We start from the raw sequence: 18046 nt of genomic DNA on the forward strand, positions 1-18046 counted from the left end.
GAGGAAACGACTCGTATAATTGTAAAGAATCAATCAAAAAAAGGAGTACATTATTTTATGTCAATTGAAGTAGGAAGCAAGGTACAAGGTAAGGTCACAGGGATTACGCATTTCGGAGCGTTCGTCGAGCTCCCGAACGGCAAAACAGGTTTAGTGCACATCAGTGAGGTGGCAGACTCTTACGTCAAAGATATCAATGAAGTGTTGACAGTCGGTCAAGAAGTCACGGTGAAAGTATTGAACGTCGAAAGCGATGGGAAAATTGGATTATCCATCAAAAAAGCAGTAGACCGCCCTGTAAGCGAACGTCCTGAGCGTCCGGCCGGTGAGCGTTTCTCTCGTGGTCCACGCCCGGGCGGCCCTAGTCAAGGCGGTCCACGTCCTGGTGGACGCAGCGGTGGTGGCCCACGTGGTGGTGGTCGTCGCGAACCGCAGCGCCGCGAGCCAGAAACATTTGATACATTGATGAGTAAATTTTTGAAAGATAGCGACGAGCGTCTTACGACTTTGAAACGTCAAACAGATTCGAAACGCGGTGGACGTGGAGCCAAACGCGGGTAATCCTTCGAATACCAATTAGCTTCTACTCGTAACTATATAGGTCTTAATATAAGACGAGTCGTGAACATTTTTGTTCGCGACTTTTTTTGTTTTGAAAAAAAATTATGAAAAATAACTAAAATAGTTGCTTTTTTTCGGGGAAGGGAGCAAAATAGGGAACATGAAAAAATAGTTATGTTTTATAAGTGAAGGTGGAGAGAAAAATGAATGGATGGAAACTGTGGACGGCGGAGTGGCGGAGTATCTTTAAGAACCCACGTGTGTTGGTCCCGATTCTCGCAGTCGCACTCGTACCGCTAATGTATGCCGGTATGTTTTTATGGGCTTTCTGGGATCCTTACGGACAGATGAAAGATTTGCCGGTCGCCATCGTCAATGAAGACAAAGGGGCAACGTTTGAAGGGGAGTCGCTTGAGATTGGGGACGATCTCATTGACAAGTTATTGAAGTCGGAAGCGTTCGAGTTTGTCGAGACGACCGAAAAAGAAGCGGAATCTGGATTGGAAGACCATGATTACTATATGGCGATTGAGATTCCGGAAGACTTTTCGGAAAAAGCAACGACAGCTTTGGATGAAAATCCAGAGCAACTTGAATTGAAGTATATTGCGAATGAATCGTATAATTTCTTAGCTGCGCAAATCGGTGGTTCCGCGATGGAGCAAGTAAAAGCGGAGCTTTCGACCGAGGTATCGAAACAGTACGTCAGTGCGTTGAAAGATGGGCTGAATGACGTAGCCGACGGACTTGATGAAGCGGCAGACGGTGCAACAAAACTTGCAGAAGGCTCAAAAACAGCTAAAGACGGTGCCGTCAAATTGGCGGATGGGACGGAGTTACTTGCTTCGAAACAACGTGAGCTCGCAGATGGAGCAAGTCAGTTAAATGATGGGATCGCCCAGTTGGCCGATGGTTCCTCTGAGCTAGCAGAAGGAACAAAATTACTCGCTTCGAAACAGCGTGAACTCGCAGATGGAGCAAGTCAATTAAAGGATGGCGTGACTCAACTGGTTGATGGTTCCTCTGAACTTGCAGATGGGAGTCAACAAGTTCATGAAGGCTCAGCCTCTCTTTCAGATGGTGTACATCGTGTCAGCGATGGTGCCTACGCGTTACAAGACGGAACGAGTCAACTCGTTGAAGGCACAGGAACTTTTGCATCAAAACTAGATGAACTGCATACAGGTGCAAAAACGTTGAACCAAGGCGTTCAAGACCTTTCTGCAGGAATTGAACGCTCGAAAGAGGGTGCGTCCGCATTAAATGACGGCGCAAATCAACTTGCGGGTGCATTGACCACCGCGAAAGACGGTAACGCGGCACTTGTCGTGGGTCAGACGGAATTGGTCAATGGAATCGGACAAATGAAATCTGAGTTGACCGCGAAGCAAGATGAGTTGATTGGACAACTGACGGCACTCGCCGAATCGGGTCAATCCGTGTCACCTGAAATGCTTCAAGCCATCGCTGCGCAACTAAGAGATGGAAAACAAGAAACGGCGGCAGGTTTTGATCAATTAGCTGCTGGTGCGACGAAAGTGAAGGATGGACAAACCTCATTAGCTGCTGGTCTAGAGCAAGCAGAGGCAGGTGCTGGAGAACTTTTGTCAGGACTTTCTGAATTAAGCACAGGTCAAACAAAATTGGTCGAAGGCGCTAAAGCATTAGCCAGTGGCTCTAGTCAAATCGAGCAAGGCACGCAAACAGCGGCCGGTCGCTCACAAGAGCTTGTGGCAGCCAGTTCGAAACTCAATCAAGGTGCGACGCAACTTCAAGATGGGACGAATGAACTCGTAACAGGCAGTGATAAGCTCGTAGCCGCGACTGGACAACTCTCTGAGGGAAGTGTGAAGCTTGCGGATGGTGCGAAGAGCGCTAGTGCCGGAACAAGCGAGTTAGCCAACGGCGCGAATCAGTTAGCTGATGGCGGTCAAAAACTTCAATCCGGTAGTCGTGAGCTTGCAGACGGCGCGCAGGATGCTGGTGCCGGAACAAGTGAGCTAGCGAATGGCGCGAGTCAGTTAGCAGACGGTGGACAAGAACTTCAATCCGGTAGCGGTGAACTCGCCGATGGGATGACAGACCTTGCATCCGGCAGCGATGAACTTCGTGACGCCTTATTAAAAGGCGCGGAAGATGCAGATATCGGGTTAACTGACAATAATGTGGAGATGATGGCAGGTCCGGTTGCGCTCGTCGACAACTCGATTCACGAAGTGCCGAACTACGGTACAGGATTCGCTCCGTATTTCATGTCACTTGGACTCTTTGTCGGGGCACTCCTTCTCTCGATCGTCTATCCATTGTACGATCCAGTGGGGCGTCCAAAACGGAGTCTGTCATGGGTGATATCGAAGTCTGGCGTTCTCGTTGTCGTCGGATTCCTTCAGGCCTTAATTCTCGATGTGGCAATGGTGCAACTACTCGGTCTTGAAGTGAGCGAGCCGTTGAAATTTTTAGGTTTCAGCTGGTTGACGAGCATCACGTTCCTCTTTATCGTGCAGTTGCTCGTGACAACGCTCGGAAATCCGGGGCGTTTTGTGGCAATCGTCTTGTTGATTTTGCAATTGACGACGTCTGCGGGAACGTTCCCGCTCGAATTGATTCCAAGAGCGTTACAACCGTTCAATGCACTGCTTCCAATGACATATACGGTTGCTGGGTATAAAGAAATTCTATCGGCAGACGGTGCACAGTACTTGCAGACAGCTACCATCTATTTAACGTTTGTGGCTGCCGGATGCTTTGCATTGCTGTGGGCGTACTTCCGAATCGCATGGAAGAAAAAATATCGCCCAATCGCATCAGAAGCATGATGTAAAAACGTTATAAAATCGTGTATAGTGGGGAAGACGACGCTATACACGATTTTTTTATTAAAAAAATATAAAAAAGAATTGACACTCGAATGATGACTGGTTATTATAGAAAATGTGCTTAGGACACAACAATAACATGGCGGTGTAGCTCAGCTGGCTAGAGCGTACGGTTCATACCCGTGAGGTCGTGGGTTCGACTCCCTCCGCCGCTACCATTTTATTTAGGCCCGTTGGTCAAGCGGTTAAGACACCGCCCTTTCACGGCGGTAACACGGGTTCGAATCCCGTACGGGTCACTTAGCCTAAGCGAAAAGAAGCCATCTCAAACGAGATGGCTTCTTTTGTTATACCTAAGGAGGGAATTCATGAAAAAGGTGCTCGTCGCTGTGTCTGGCGGTGTGGATTCGATTGTCCTTTTAGACCGCCTTGTCAAACAAGGATGGAACGTAGCGGTGGCTCATGTCCATCATGGTCTACGAGAAGCATCAGATGAAGAGTATACGTTCGTCGCAAATATAGCGGCATCCTATCAAATCCCGTTTCATGGGAAGCGTCTTGATTTTCAAAAAGGAAAATCACAAGAGCGATATCGAGAGGCCCGATATCAATTCTTTGAAGACGTCATGAGTGAATATGGATATGACACATTGGCAACGGCACATCATGCGGACGATGAGTTAGAAACGGTGCTCATTCAACTTCATCGAAACGTGATTGAAGTGAAAGGGATTCCCGAAATCCGGAAATTTGGTAACGGGAGACTCATCCGTCCGTTGTTATATGAGTCGAAAGCTCAACTGATTGAGTATGCCCGACGGAACGAATTAGAGTGGCGCGAAGACGCAACAAACCAAGAACGCACCTACTTAAGGAATCTCATTCGCCATGAGATCGTGCCGAAACTGAAACAGACGTGGCCATCGGTTGTGAAAGAAGTCAGCGAAGCGGCAAAAGTGGCCCGTGCCGACTGGGATAGACGGTACCAATCGTGCGAACGGTGGGTGGAGGCATATGTAGAACTCGAAATGAAAGCGTTTCATGTGAAACTTGATCACGTTGAACGTTTGTCATCGCTCGAACGGTACACGGTCGGTCGGTTGTTGTCCGCTCGTTACGAGGTAAATGTGACGGAGGCGATCGAGAAACTATTGATGAGTCAAAAGGATACAGGCATTTATCATCTCCAGGGGGAATGGTTCATGACCAAGCGGAATAGGGTACTTAATCTTGTACAACGTTTAAGCATCTATCCGCTCCATCCGATTCAAGTAGAAACGCTACCGACTGTGGTTCAATTCGGAGAGCGGACAATCTCCCTGTCTATCGACGAGGGGGAAGAGGGCATCCCATTACATGAAATCACATATCCGCTCACAATTCGTACAATTAAACCGGGTGATCGGATGCGTTTAACCGTAGGGACAAAAAAAGTGGCTCGAATTTTAATTGATGAAAAAATTGATCGATCCATTCGTCCGATGCTGCCACTGCTTGAAGACGCTTCTGGACGGATTCTCGCGATTATTGGTGTAAGAGTTTCAGATTTTCTAGACAAGTCGGATGCGAATTGTCTACGATTAGATGCGAATTGTCTACGATTAATGGTAAAATGATGATTGTGTCGAAACAGAAAGAGGAGGATTTCAAGATGTCATTAATCAACGATATGGAAAAAATTTTAATCTCGCGTGAAGAGATTCAAGAAAAGGTACAAGAACTTGCCGGAACACTTAGCGAAGATTATAAAGAAGAGTTCCCGCTTCTCGTATGTGTATTGAAAGGCGCGATGCCGTTCATGTCGGACCTCGTTAAAGAAATGGACATCCACTTAGAGATGGATTTCATGGACGTATCGACGTATCATGGTGGCACATCGTCAACAGGTGAGGTTAAAATCGACAAAGATTTAAATACATCTGTAGAAGGACGCGACATCTTGATTGTAGAAGATATTATTGATAGTGGATTGACGCTTGGTTATCTCGTCGATCTTCTTAAATACCGTAAAGCGAAATCTGTGAAGATTGTCACGCTTCTCGACAAACCGACAGGGCGTAAAAATGGTTTATCAGCAGACTATAGCGGCTTCGTTATCCCACACGAATTTGTCGTTGGCTACGGTTTGGATTATGAAGAGAAATATCGTAATCTTCCTTACGTCGGTGTGCTCAAACCGAGCGTTTACGGGGGCTAACATTTTTCTTTTGAAAATGTGACGTGGTAAGATAAAAGAAATCCCCAAAGTATAGGCATATACTGAATGGGCGAGAACATCGTTTCTCGGAATAGGAGGCAGAGAATGAATCGTGCAGTGAAAAACACATTGGTTTTTGGTGTGATTTTCCTAGCCTTGATCTTGTTCCTTCAATATTTGCAGAATCCGAATAGTCAGAGTGAAACACTCTCGTATTCGAAATTCCTAGAATATGTGGAAGATGATCGGATTGAGACGGCAACCGTACAAGAAATCCCGGGAGCTATCTCGATTACAGGCGATCTTACAGGAGATGAAGACCAGCGTTATGAAACAAATATTCCAGCGAACGAAGCTGAGTATGCGGATGTATTAACACAGCTTCGAGCGAATACGGATATTCAAATCGAGGAAGCTGAATCGAACAGTAGTTGGTTCAGTATCATCTTTGCGATTTTACCGTTTATCATCATCTTCATCTTGTTCTTCTTCTTGTTGAACCAAGCGCAAGGTGGTGGCGGTGGTGGTCGTGTGATGAACTTCGGGAAATCGAAGGCTAAATTATACGACCAAGAGAAGCGTAGTGTCACATTTGAAGATGTGGCCGGAGCAGACGAAGAGAAGCAAGAACTCATCGAAGTCGTTGAATTCTTGAAAGATCCTCGTAAATTCTCAAAACTCGGTGCACGTATTCCAAAAGGTGTGTTACTCGTTGGTCCTCCGGGGACAGGTAAAACACTATTGGCCCGTGCAGTAGCCGGTGAAGCAGGTGTACCATTTTTCTCGATCTCAGGTTCGGACTTCGTTGAGATGTTCGTCGGGGTCGGTGCGTCACGTGTTCGTGACTTGTTCGAAAACGCCAAGAAGAATGCTCCGTGTATCATCTTTATCGATGAAATCGATGCGGTCGGACGCCAACGTGGTGCCGGACTAGGTGGTGGACACGATGAGCGTGAACAAACATTGAACCAATTGCTCGTTGAGATGGATGGATTCAGCGACAACGAAGGGATTATCATGGTTGCGGCGACAAACCGTCCGGATATTCTTGACCCTGCCCTCCTTCGTCCAGGTCGTTTTGACCGTCAAATCACGGTCGATCGTCCTGATGTAAAGGGACGGGAAGAAGTATTGAAAGTTCATGCGCGTAACAAGCCACTTGATTCGACAGTGGACTTAAAATCAATCGCACAGCGTACACCAGGATTCTCTGGAGCGGACTTAGAGAACCTCTTGAACGAAGCGGCACTCGTTGCGGCACGTTCGAACCGCGCAGCGGTATCGGTTGTCGACGTGGAAGAAGCGATTGACCGCGTCATCGCCGGTCCTTCGAAGAAGAGCCGAATCATTTCGGATAAAGAACGCAAGATTGTCGCTTATCACGAAGCGGGTCACACAATCATCGGTCTCGAACTTGAGAATGCGGATGAAGTACACAAAGTGACGATTGTCCCACGTGGAAACGCGGGAGGATATGTCGTCATGCTCCCGAAAGAGGACCGTTACTTCATGACAAAACCTGAGCTCGAAGATAAGATTGTTGGTCTCCTTGGTGGACGTGTCGCCGAAGATGTCATCTTTGGTGAAGTGTCGACTGGAGCGAGCAACGACTTCCAGCGTGCTACTGGTATTGCTCGTAAGATGGTCATGGATTATGGGATGAGCGATAAGCTCGGACCACTCCAACTCGGTTCGAACCACGGTGGTCAAGTCTTCCTTGGTCGCGATTTCCAGACGGAACAGAATTATTCAGATGCAATCGCACAAGAAATCGACTTAGAGATTCGTGACATCATCAACCACTGCTATGCGAAAGCGAAGCAGATTTTGACAGAACGTCGTGAAGATCTCGAACTCGTTGCGAAGACGTTGCTTGATGTGGAAACGCTCGATTCGAAACAGATTCGTCATTTGATCAAGACACGCGAATATCTCCCGCATGAACCGGAAGAAGACGTGGATGCATCAACGGACTCAGATGAAGCAGCGAAGAAAGATGAGGCAGCCGTTCAGCACGGTCAAGTCATCGATCAACCCGAAGCTGTTCAAGAAAGCCAACCGGATGTTGTGCCTGAAGGTGATAAGCCCGAGGCGACACCGACGGAGCGTCCGAATAACGAATCACGTTAATCAGTAGACGAATGCCCTTGACGAGGCATTCGTCTTTTTTCATGTTATAATTCGAGCGAACTGCAATTGACAACAAAGTGAGGAACTATATCATGATTTTAGTGATTGATGTTGGAAATACAAATATTGTTCTCGGGATGTACGATGAAGATAATCTCGTACACCACTGGCGCATCTCGACCGATCGTACGAAAACAACTGATGAGTACGGCATGCTTGTGAAGTCGCTATTCGACCAATCGAACGTCTCGTTTGAGCAGGTTGAAGGTGTCATCTTATCCTCTGTCGTACCCCCGGTCATTTTTCCACTTGAACAAATGTCACAGCGATACTTCAATGTACGACCGATCGTTGTCGGTCCAGGTGTGAAGACGGGATTAGACATTCACGTTGAGAATCCACGCGAAGTTGGAGCCGATCGAATTGTCAACGCTGTGGCTGGAATCGCCAAGTATGACGGTCCGCTCATAATTGTTGATTTTGGAACGGCAACCACGTATTGTTACATCGATGAGAAACGTCGCTACCACGGCGGCATCATCTCACCAGGTATCATGATTTCAGTAGAGGCACTCTATCAGCGTGCTGCGAAACTACCACGAATTGAACTGGCAACCCCGCCATCGGTCGTTGGGAAAAATACGATTCAAGCGATGCAATCCGGAACGTATTATGGTTACGTGGCTCAAGTGGACGGTATCGTGAATCGAATGAAGCGTGAAGTTGGTGAAGCGACTGTCATTGCGACTGGAGGATTGGCACGATTGATCAGTGAACATGCAGAAACGATTGATCATGTGGATTCGTTCCTGACACTCGAAGGCCTCCGCCTCATTTACGAGCGCAATCAAAAGTAAACTAAAGGAGTTAAAGTATATGGTTCATACAGAACAACAAGCATTACTCAATCAAATGAAAGACGATTATCTCGTTCGAGCTCTCGGGTTCAACGGAGAAGTACGAGCGTTTGCAGCACGTACGACAAAGACAGTGTACGAAACACAACTTCGTCATCAGACGACACCAGTTGCTTCAGCAGCCCTCGGACGGACAATGACAATTGGCTCGATGATTGGTGCGATGCAAAAAGGTGCAGCACGCGTCACGCTTAAAGTCGAAGGTGATGGTCCAATCGGGAAAATTATCGTGGATGCAGATACAGCGGGGGATGTCCGTGGATATGTATCGTATCCGCGTGTCGATGGTGGAACGTTCGTCAACGAACAAGGATTGACGAAGTTGAAAGTAGGCGAAGTCGTCGGAAAAGGAACCATCTCAGTCATTAAAGATTTAGGGTTGAAAGATTATGTTGGTGGTTCTTCAGAGATTCAAACAGGTGAAATCAGTGAAGACTTCACGTACTACTTCGCAACATCAGAACAAGTGCCATCGGTCGTTGGAGCCGGTGTTCTCGTCTTACCGGAAGACGAATCGATTCTTGCGGCAGGCGGTGTGATCGTACAATTGCTTCCGAACGCTTCTGAAGAAACGGTGCAGTCGCTCGAAAAAGCACTTCAGACGTTCCCGCCCGTATCTGTCTTGATTGGTGAAGAAAAGACACCAGAGGAGATGCTTCAATTACTACTTGGCGATAGTCTCGATGTCCTCGATCGTAATCCGATTCAATTCAACTGCACATGTAGTCGCGAACGAATGGAAAACGCCATTATCGGTCTCGGAAAAGAAGAGATTCGTCAGATGATTGAAGAAGATGGTGGAGCCGAAGCGGTTTGCCATTTCTGTGGGGAAAAGTATCATTTCTCAGCGGAACAATTAGAGACGATGAAAGAGCAAGCACAAGCGTAAGCAACGTTCCAAATTGCATATTTTCAATTCGATAGGGTATGATAACAATATCGGAATAGTCGGAATTATGAAGGAGGAAATGTAATGCGAATCGTAAACTCAGTGACAGACTTGATTGGAAAGACCCCGATTGTGAAATTGAACGGAATGACTGGACTAGAGGATGCCGATGTGTATCTGAAGCTTGAATATATGAACCCGGGATCAAGCGTCAAAGACCGGATTGCACTAGCGATGATTGAAGCGGCTGAAAAAGACGGCATCTTGAAGCCTGGTGATACAATCATCGAGCCAACGAGCGGAAACACGGGAATCGGTCTCGCGATGGTCAGTGCCGCGAAAGGATACAAAGCCGTTCTCGTCATGCCTGAGACGATGAGCATGGAGCGTCGTAATCTTCTTCGTGGATATGGAGCTGAACTCATCTTGACGCCAGGGTCTGAAGGGATGGGCGGGGCGATTCGTCGTGCCACTGAAGAAGCTGAGAAGCACGGCTACTTCCTCCCGCAACAATTCAATAACGCGGCCAACCCGAACGTTCATGAAATGACGACGGGACCTGAGATTGTGGAAGCGTTCGAAGAAACGGGACTTACGGTGGATGCACTTATCGCAGGAGTCGGTACTGGTGGTACGATTACCGGAGCAGGAAAAGTCGTGAAGGCGAAATATCCAGATGTGAAGATTTTGGCAGTTGAACCGATTGATTCACCAGTCTTGTCTGGTGGGAAGCCGGGTCCTCATAAAATTCAAGGAATTGGTGCCGGGTTCGTCCCATCCATTCTCGATACAGAAATTTACGAGGGTGTTCTTCAAATCACGACAGAACAAGCGTTTGAATATGCTCGCCAAGCAGCGCGCACAAATGGTGTGCTCGGAGGTATTTCTTCAGGGGCCGCGATTGCGGCGGCGCTTGATACAGCGAAGCGTCTCGGTAAAGGGAAGAACGTGTTGGCGATCATCCCGTCAAACGGAGAACGTTACTTGAGTACACCACTCTATCAATTTGATGAAGAGTCAAACGAGAGTCGGGTATAACATTTTAGGCAGTAATCGAGAGACATTCTCTTTCGGTTGCTGTCTTTTCTTGTGTACAATAAAAAGCATGAATGAATAGACGGAGGAATGACATGTGAGATCGACAGCGTTCAGAACGAAGCGGATGACGAAAGAAAAAATGTATGAAACATACATGACGTTGACAGCAGATCAGCCGTACCATGCATGGCTAGAAAGCGGGAGGGCAGGGCGGTATACGATTGCAGGAATTGAACCGTTCGGTCGCTTCTATGTAAAAGACGGCGTCGGTCTCCTTCAAATCGGAAATATGACTGAAACGATGTACGGGGAACCGCTCGAATTGGCCAGTGAAGTTCGGAAGCGGTTTGAGGCTGAACGTCCAGAAGGGACCCCTCCATTTTTCGGTGGTATGATCGGTTATGTCAGTTATGATGTGGCTCGGACGATTGAACGTCTCCCTAACCAAGCGGCAGATGATTTATCGACGCCAGACGTCTCGTTTCTTCTATTTGACGAAGTGGCTGTGTTCGACGAAGAGTCGTCGACCCTTTACTTAATGGTCACAGCAGAACGTGATGTGGAGCGCAAAGTGGATCGGTGGGCAGCCATGTGGAACGTCGAGTCGCATTATGCGTTCAAACCGACGGAACATCTCCCTGTAGAGCAATCGCGCTCCATGTCTCAGGAGGAGTTCGTCGAAGCTGTCAAACAGATTCAGTCATATATCGTGGAAGGTGATGTGTTTCAAGTGAACTTGAGTGTTCGTCAATCAGAACCGCTTCTCGCTGACCCACGTCGGGTGTACGATACTCTCCGTCGAATGAATCCCTCTCCATACATGGGGTATTTTGTGGACGACGCATTGACAATGGTCTCCGCGTCACCAGAGTTGTTGCTTGAGAAACACCAATCTGACATTTCGACGCGTCCGATCGCGGGTACGCGTCCGCGTGGGAAAGATGATGCGGAAGATTTGGAATTGGCGAACACGCTACTTGAAAATGAAAAGGAGCAAGCGGAACATGTCATGCTCGTTGACTTGGAGCGGAACGACCTCGGGAAAGTTGCGGCGTACGGTAGCGTTCATGTGGATGAATTGATGGTGATTGAAAAATATTCACACGTGCAACATATCGTTTCGAACGTACGTGGCACCATTCGTGATGAGATTTCTGGAGCCGAAGCGTTGGCAGCGATGTTCCCAGGTGGCACGATTACAGGAGCGCCTAAAATTCGAACGATGGAAATCATTGAAGAACTCGAACCGGTTCGCCGGGGACTCTACACCGGCTCGTATGGTTGGTTAAGTTGGAATGACGACCTCGTCTTCAATATCACGATTCGGACGATGGTCGTGAAAGATGGAATCGCATACGTTCAAGCAGGAGCGGGAATCGTCATCGATTCGGACCCGGTCTCAGAATATGAAGAGTCACTGTCCAAAGCGAAGGCGCTATGGACGGCGAAGCAAATGGCGGAGGAAACGACATGATTGTACTGATTGATAACTATGACTCATTCACGTATAACTTGGTGCAGTATTTCGGTGAACTTGGTCAGGAACTAATCGTGTATCGAAACGATGAAGTATCGATTCAAGAAATCGAGGCGCTTTCCCCAAGCTATCTTGTCATTTCTCCAGGACCTTGTACTCCGAATGAGGCAGGGATCAGCGTAGAGGCAATCCAAGCGTTCGCGGGCCGTATTCCGATTTTAGGTGTCTGTCTCGGTCACCAAGCGATTGCGCAAGCGTTCGGCGGTGAAGTCGTTCATGCGGAGCGACTCATGCACGGGAAAACGTCGAAGATTCAACATGACGGAAAATCGATTTTCAAAGACATTCCTCAACAGACAATCGTGACCCGTTATCACTCATTGGCCGTGGAGCATTCGACTCTACCGGAATGTCTAGCGGTCACTGCGGAGACGGAGACTGGGGAAATCATGGCGCTCCGTCACCGAACGCTTCCGATTGAAGGGGTGCAATATCATCCTGAAGCGATTTTGACTGAGCATGGGAAAGAGATGATTCGAAACTTTATCGAGGAGTATCGTCATGTTGTATTGGCATAACGGCGATATAGTCGAGCAAGAGAAGGTGTTGATTCCGGTTGAAGATCATGGTTTCTTGTATGGAATGGGCTTATTTGAAACGTTACGGACCTATAATTTTGTGCCGTTTTTGTTCGATGCACATTGGGAGCGTCTGAATAAGAGCATGGAAGCGTTATGGATTGATTTTCCGTATACGAAAGCAGAAATTGAGACAGCGATTCAACGACTGTGTCGGCAAAATGATGCGCCTAATTTATATATTCGGTTAAATGTGTCGGCAGGTGTCGCGCCCCTCGGTCTGTACGCCGGGCGCTATGAAGCACCGAACGTCACAATGATCGTAAAACCGTTACCTGCAGAAGTTGTACCACAGGAGAAACAAGTGGAACCAATCCCTTTCCCGAGAAGTCGTCCTGAAGCGGCGTTTCGATTAAAGTCGCATCATTATATGAACAATATCCTCGGAAAACGGGCTCTCCAAAATCCGGATGCGGAAGGTCTATTTGCTGACGAAAATGGACACGTGGTGGAAGGTCTCGTGTCGAACATCTTTTGGGTCGGACCGGATGATGTGTTATACACGACACCACTCTCGAGCGGACCGCTCGCAGGTGTGACGCGGAAATGGGTGATGGAACATTTCTCTGTAGTCGAACAATCCGTGACGTTTGAAGAATTATCTGTAGCGAAAGAAATCTGGATGACGAACTCGATTCAACAAATTGCCCCGGTGACTCAGTACGGAGATCACTCCTTCCCCGGTAAAGACGGGGTGCGATTTAAAGAAGCGTGGACGGAACTTATTCGTTCACTTGGATAGGAGGCGGAAGTATGACGAAAATCATGGGAATTTTAAACGTGACCCCGGACTCCTTTTCGGATGGAGGGCGATATACGGCAATCGAGGAAGCCGTACGTCACGCGAATCAGCTCGTACAAGAAGGTGCCGATGCGATTGACGTCGGTGGTGAGTCGACGAGACCGGGCGCGGAACTCGTATCCGAAGAAGAAGAGATTGAACGTGTCGTCCCAATCATCAAGAGGTTAACAGAAGAGATTGATGTGCCCATCTCGATTGATTCGTATAAGCCAACGGTGGCGAGAGCGGCATTAGAGGCGGGAGCGACAATCATCAATGATGTGTGGGGTTCTAAATGGGGAGACCAATCGATGGCGCGTGTCGCCGTTGAATATGGTGTGCCCATCATTCTTATGCATAATCGGAAAAAGCGGGAATATAACCGTTTCATTGAGGATGTGGTCAGTGATTTACAGGAATCGATTAGGATTGCTCACGCATCAGGTGTAAGGAATGAACACATTTGGTTAGACCCGGGCATCGGATTCGCGAAAGACGTGGCACAAAATCTAGAACTCATGAATCATCTCGATGCAATCACTCGTCTTGGTTATCCAGTGCTACTCGGTACGTCCCGTAAATCATTTATCGGGCACACGCTCGATTTACCGACAGAAGAGCGAGTAGAAGGGACGATTGCGACAACCTGTCTCGGGATTATGAAGGGATGCTCATGGGTACGAGTACATGATGTGAAAGAGAATGCCCGCGCAGCGAAAATGATGGATGCGATGATTGGGGGGGATGGACATGGATAAAATTTTTGTGAACGGAATGCGTTTTTACGGTTATCATGGTGTGTTTGAAGAAGAGAATCGTCTCGGTCAAAGGTTTCACGTGGATTTAATGTGTGAGCTGGACCTTGCACCTGCGGGGCGTTCCGATGATTTGAATGAAGGGGTCAGTTATGCCGGCTTATATCAATTGACAGAAGAGATTGTGACGGGTGATCCGGTCAATTTACTTGAAGCACTTGGAGAACGGATTACTTCAGCTGTTTTGGCTCATCATGAGTTGATTCAAAGTGTGACGGTGAAAGTCATCAAGCCGGACCCGCCGATTCCAGGACATTACGACTCGGTGGCAATTGAGATGACAAGGAGACGGACACCATGATTTATATCGCATTAGGAGCGAACATTGGGGAGCGGGCTGCGCAATTGTCTGCTGCAATCGATGAGATGGAGAGAGCGAGTCTCAAAGTCACAAAGCAGTCATCGGTCTATGAGACGGCTCCTGTCGGTTACACGGAGCAACCGTCGTTTTATAATATGGTGGTCGAGGTAGAGAGTTCGCAGTCAGCGGCCGGACTGCTAGAAACCCTTCAACAAATTGAGCGAGAGCTAGGTCGAAAGCGCCTGTTTAAGAACGGACCACGTACAATCGACCTTGACATCCTCTTTTATAATGGGGAAGATATTCAATCAGAACACTTGACGGTTCCGCACCCACGTATGCATGAGCGTGCGTTTGTGCTCGCCCCGTTAACGGAAATTGCGCCGGAACTGGTTGTAAAAGGAAGAACGGTGACTTCTTGGCTTGACGCGTTACCGGAAGTAGACCGTCAAGATGTCGTTCGATTGCAGTTATTAATGAATTTGGTGAAATGAAGGATGTGTTGTCTTGACTGGCTTTAAGATTGGAAACATAGATATTAAAAACCGCGCAGTTCTTGCACCGATGGCAGGCGTGACCAACCCGGCTTTTCGCTTGATTGCGAAAGAGTTCGGAGCGGGACTCGTATGTGCGGAGATGGTCAGCGATAAAGGGATTTTGCTTGAAAACACCCGAACAATGCGTATGCTATATGTCGATGAACGGGAGAAACCACTCAGTTTACAAATCTTTGGAGGCTCTAAAGATACACTCGTCAAAGCCGCACAATACGTCGATCAAAACACAAATGCGGATATCATTGATATCAACATGGGTTGTCCCGTACCGAAAGTAACCAAGTGTGACGCCGGAGCAAAATGGTTACTCGACCCGGATAAAGTGTATGAGATGGTCAATGCCGTCACCAAGGTAGTCGAAAAACCAGTCACGGTGAAAATGCGCCTTGGCTGGGATGACGATCATATCTTTATTTTGGATAACGTCAAAGCGGCTCAGACGGGTGGGGCGGCGGCCATCGCCATTCACGGACGCACGCGGGCCCAACAATATGAAGGAACCGCAAATTGGGACTGGATTGGCGAGGCGAAGAAAGTGGCGACCGTACCAATTATCGGGAACGGAGATATCGCGACCCCGCAGGACGCGAAACGTGTGATTGACCAGTACGGTGTGGATGCCGTCATGATTGGACGCGCAGCACTTGGGAATCCATGGATGCTTTATCAAACAATCCAGTACCTTGAAACGGGAGAACTTCCGCCGGAACCGCAAGCTCGTGAGAAAATCGATATCTGTATGCTCCATCTCGATCGATTGAGTGCGATTAAAGGTGAACTGACAGCTGTACGCGAAATGCGTCAACACGCGGCCTGGTATTTGAAAGGACTCAAGGGCAGTGGTCCGATCCGTAAACGAATTAATGAAACAGAATCACGTGAGGCGTTCGCGGCGGTCCTTTACGGATTTGTCGATCAACTCGAACGACAACTGTCAGAAGTGTGAACTAGTGAAAAGAACTAATTTATGGTAAGCTTGTTTGGCGAAAAAGTGCACCACAACGAATGAACGGCTTCGGCTGTGCTGTTGGCCAACGGGTCGACAGTTTTTTGTTAGAGAGAAACCCAATATGGATAGAGGAGTGAATGGAATAGTGAGCCACGAGTTAGAAATGAATGATCAAATGCAGGTTCGTTTTGAGAAGATGACCGATATGCGTGAGCGCGGTCTTGACCCGTTCGGTCACCGCTTTGATCGTTCTGCGCACGCAGGTGAATTACACGAGCAGTATGAATCGATTGAAAAAGAGGCTTTGGCTGAACAGGACGTAGAAGTCACATTGGCTGGACGCATCATGACGAAGCGTGGGAAAGGGAAAGTATTCTTTGCCCACATTCAAGATGTGACAGGTCAAATTCAAATTTACGTCCGGAAAAACGATGTCGGGGATGAGCCGTTTGACTTGTTCAAGTCTTCAGACCTTGGTGACATCGTCGGTGTGAAAGGGAAGCTCTTTAAAACCAATGTGGGTGAGCTCTCAATTCACGTAGAAGAGTTTGAATTATTAACGAAGGCGCTTCGTCCGCTTCCGGACAAATATCATGGGTTAAAAGATGTGGAACAACGCTATCGCCAACGCTATCTCGATTTGATCACAAATCAAGATTCGCGTCAGACCTTCATTTTGCGTAGCCGCATCATTTCAGAGATTCGTAACTTTTTAAACCAAAAAGGATATCTAGAAGTGGAAACACCGATGCTACACACGATTGCAGGCGGAGCAGCAGCACGTCCGTTCTTAACGCATCATAATGCATTAGATATGGAACTTTACATGCGTATCGCAATCGAACTCCATTTGAAACGTTTGATTGTCGGTGGACTAGAGCGTGTGTATGAAATCGGGCGTGTCTTCCGTAACGAAGGAATCTCTACGCGACACAACCCTGAATTCACGATGATCGAATTGTATGAGGCGTATGCGGATTACAACGATATCATGGATTTGACAGAAGAATTAGTCGCACACGTGGCGAAAGAAGTACTCGGTACAACGGATGTACAATACGGTGAAGATACGATCCATCTTGGAATCGGTTGGAAACGTGCACACATGGTCGACCTCGTTAAAGAAGAAACAGGTGTCGACTTCTGGCAACAAATGTCCGATGGTGAAGCACGTGCACTTGCAAAAGAACACGGTGTAGAAGTACAAGATCATATGACGTTTGGTCATATCGTGAATGAATTCTTCGAGCAAAAAGTTGAAGATACGTTGCTTCAACCGACATTTGTCACAGGACACCCTGTTGAAGTGTCGCCATTGGCGAAGAAGAATGAAACGGATTCACGTTTCACAGATCGTTTTGAGTTATTCATCGTTCGTCGTGAACATGCGAACGCTTTTACAGAGTTGAACGATCCAATCGACCAACGTGAACGTTTTGAAGCGCAGTTGCTTGAAAAAGAAGCGGGTAACGATGAGGCACATGAACTCGATAATGATTTCCTTGAGGCACTTGAATATGGTATGCCACCAACAGGTGGACTTGGAATCGGGATTGACCGCCTCGTCATGTTATTGACGGACGCGCCTTCAATCCGCGATGTTCTTCTTTTCCCAACGATGCGTCACCAACAATAATCAATTGAAGGGCCAGATCATACGTGAGTATGAGCTGGCTTTTTTATGTTTGTCAGTCTAGAAACGCATAAGGAAGCCGTTAAACAGGATAGAACATATAAATAAAAAACTTTTTCGGAAAAACTTTAATAAAAACCCTTGCGTTAATGAGAAGTGTACGGTAAAGTAATAAACGTTGCCGCTGATGGCAGCGGAAAAGAAATAAAAAAGTGGTTGACAACTGTGTCGATGACTTGTATTATTTTAAGAGTCGCCAAGAGCGGCAGACGAACTTTGAAAACTGAACGATGAGGCAAAAATAAGTTTTACAATTTTTGAATGAAGCGCAAGCTTCGTCAATTTAA

16 protein-coding genes and 2 tRNA genes are annotated in these 18046 nt (G+C 47.5%); all 18 read left to right on the forward strand.

Going from position 1 to position 18046, the window contains the following annotated elements:
• Positions 1 to 57 precede the first annotated feature (57 nt).
• The 18 genes from KNO76_RS12835 to lysS all read left to right on the forward strand — a co-directional run bounded on the left by KNO76_RS12835 (position 58) and on the right by lysS (position 17702).
• Positions 58 to 561, forward strand: coding sequence for a S1 domain-containing RNA-binding protein (locus tag KNO76_RS12835; RefSeq protein ID WP_026824787.1), 504 nt, complete (start codon positions 58 to 60; stop codon positions 559 to 561).
• A 203-nt stretch (positions 562 to 764) separates the two neighbouring features.
• On the forward strand, positions 765 to 3377 hold the full coding sequence (locus tag KNO76_RS12840) for a YhgE/Pip domain-containing protein (RefSeq protein WP_214885822.1): 2613 nt from the start codon (positions 765 to 767) through the stop codon (positions 3375 to 3377).
• A gap of 141 nt (positions 3378 to 3518) precedes the next feature.
• A tRNA-Met gene (locus KNO76_RS12845) sits at positions 3519 to 3595 on the forward strand.
• A gap of 9 nt (positions 3596 to 3604) precedes the next feature.
• Positions 3605 to 3676, forward strand: a tRNA-Glu gene (locus KNO76_RS12850).
• Positions 3677 to 3745: 69 nt separating this feature from the next.
• The gene (gene tilS / locus KNO76_RS12855; protein ID WP_214885824.1) at positions 3746 to 4993 is read left to right on the forward strand and encodes a tRNA lysidine(34) synthetase TilS; all 1248 of its coding nucleotides are present in this window, start codon (positions 3746 to 3748) and stop codon (positions 4991 to 4993) included.
• 35 nt (positions 4994 to 5028) lie between these two features.
• Positions 5029 to 5574, forward strand: a complete 546-nt coding sequence (gene hpt, locus KNO76_RS12860; RefSeq protein ID WP_026824790.1) for a hypoxanthine phosphoribosyltransferase — start codon at positions 5029 to 5031, stop codon at positions 5572 to 5574.
• Between the two features lie 105 nt (positions 5575 to 5679).
• The gene (gene ftsH / locus KNO76_RS12865; protein WP_214885825.1) at positions 5680 to 7704 is read left to right on the forward strand and encodes an ATP-dependent zinc metalloprotease FtsH; all 2025 of its coding nucleotides are present in this window, start codon (positions 5680 to 5682) and stop codon (positions 7702 to 7704) included.
• A 92-nt stretch (positions 7705 to 7796) separates the two neighbouring features.
• Entirely contained in the window at positions 7797 to 8561 is a 765-nt protein-coding gene (locus KNO76_RS12870) for a type III pantothenate kinase (protein WP_026824792.1), read from the forward strand.
• Positions 8562 to 8580: 19 nt separating this feature from the next.
• A complete protein-coding gene (gene hslO, locus KNO76_RS12875; RefSeq protein ID WP_285800446.1) occupies positions 8581 to 9510 on the forward strand; it encodes an Hsp33 family molecular chaperone HslO in 930 nt (309 codons plus the stop codon).
• A gap of 84 nt (positions 9511 to 9594) precedes the next feature.
• Entirely contained in the window at positions 9595 to 10548 is a 954-nt protein-coding gene (gene cysK, locus KNO76_RS12880) for a cysteine synthase A (RefSeq protein WP_214885826.1), read from the forward strand.
• Between the two features lie 94 nt (positions 10549 to 10642).
• The gene (locus KNO76_RS12885; protein WP_353047888.1) at positions 10643 to 12022 is read left to right on the forward strand and encodes an anthranilate synthase component I family protein; all 1380 of its coding nucleotides are present in this window, start codon (positions 10643 to 10645) and stop codon (positions 12020 to 12022) included.
• Complete coding sequence (gene pabA, locus KNO76_RS12890) at positions 12019 to 12603, forward strand: aminodeoxychorismate/anthranilate synthase component II (RefSeq protein ID WP_214701497.1); 585 nt, start codon at positions 12019 to 12021, stop codon at positions 12601 to 12603. Before KNO76_RS12885 ends, pabA begins: the two co-directional genes overlap by 4 nt.
• Positions 12587 to 13405, forward strand: a complete 819-nt coding sequence (locus KNO76_RS12895) for an aminotransferase class IV (RefSeq protein WP_214704525.1) — start codon at positions 12587 to 12589, stop codon at positions 13403 to 13405. The genes pabA and KNO76_RS12895 overlap by 17 nt, the downstream gene beginning before the upstream one ends.
• Before the next feature lie 11 nt (positions 13406 to 13416).
• Entirely contained in the window at positions 13417 to 14202 is a 786-nt protein-coding gene (gene folP, locus KNO76_RS12900; RefSeq protein WP_214704527.1) for a dihydropteroate synthase, read from the forward strand.
• Complete coding sequence (folB, locus tag KNO76_RS12905; protein WP_026824799.1) at positions 14195 to 14560, forward strand: dihydroneopterin aldolase; 366 nt, start codon at positions 14195 to 14197, stop codon at positions 14558 to 14560. Before folP ends, folB begins: the two co-directional genes overlap by 8 nt.
• Complete coding sequence (gene folK / locus KNO76_RS12910) at positions 14557 to 15054, forward strand: 2-amino-4-hydroxy-6-hydroxymethyldihydropteridine diphosphokinase (protein ID WP_026824800.1); 498 nt, start codon at positions 14557 to 14559, stop codon at positions 15052 to 15054. Before folB ends, folK begins: the two co-directional genes overlap by 4 nt.
• Before the next feature lie 70 nt (positions 15055 to 15124).
• Positions 15125 to 16063, forward strand: coding sequence for a tRNA dihydrouridine synthase DusB (dusB, locus tag KNO76_RS12915; RefSeq protein WP_051546003.1), 939 nt, complete (start codon positions 15125 to 15127; stop codon positions 16061 to 16063).
• A 148-nt stretch (positions 16064 to 16211) separates the two neighbouring features.
• Positions 16212 to 17702, forward strand: a complete 1491-nt coding sequence (gene lysS, locus KNO76_RS12920) for a lysine--tRNA ligase (RefSeq protein ID WP_214704540.1) — start codon at positions 16212 to 16214, stop codon at positions 17700 to 17702.
• The last annotated feature ends 344 nt before the right edge of the window (positions 17703 to 18046 follow it).

The organism is Exiguobacterium sp. s101, assembly GCF_018617835.1.
In the GTDB taxonomy this organism is placed as follows: Bacteria; Bacillota; Bacilli; order Exiguobacteriales; family Exiguobacteriaceae; genus Exiguobacterium; species Exiguobacterium marinum.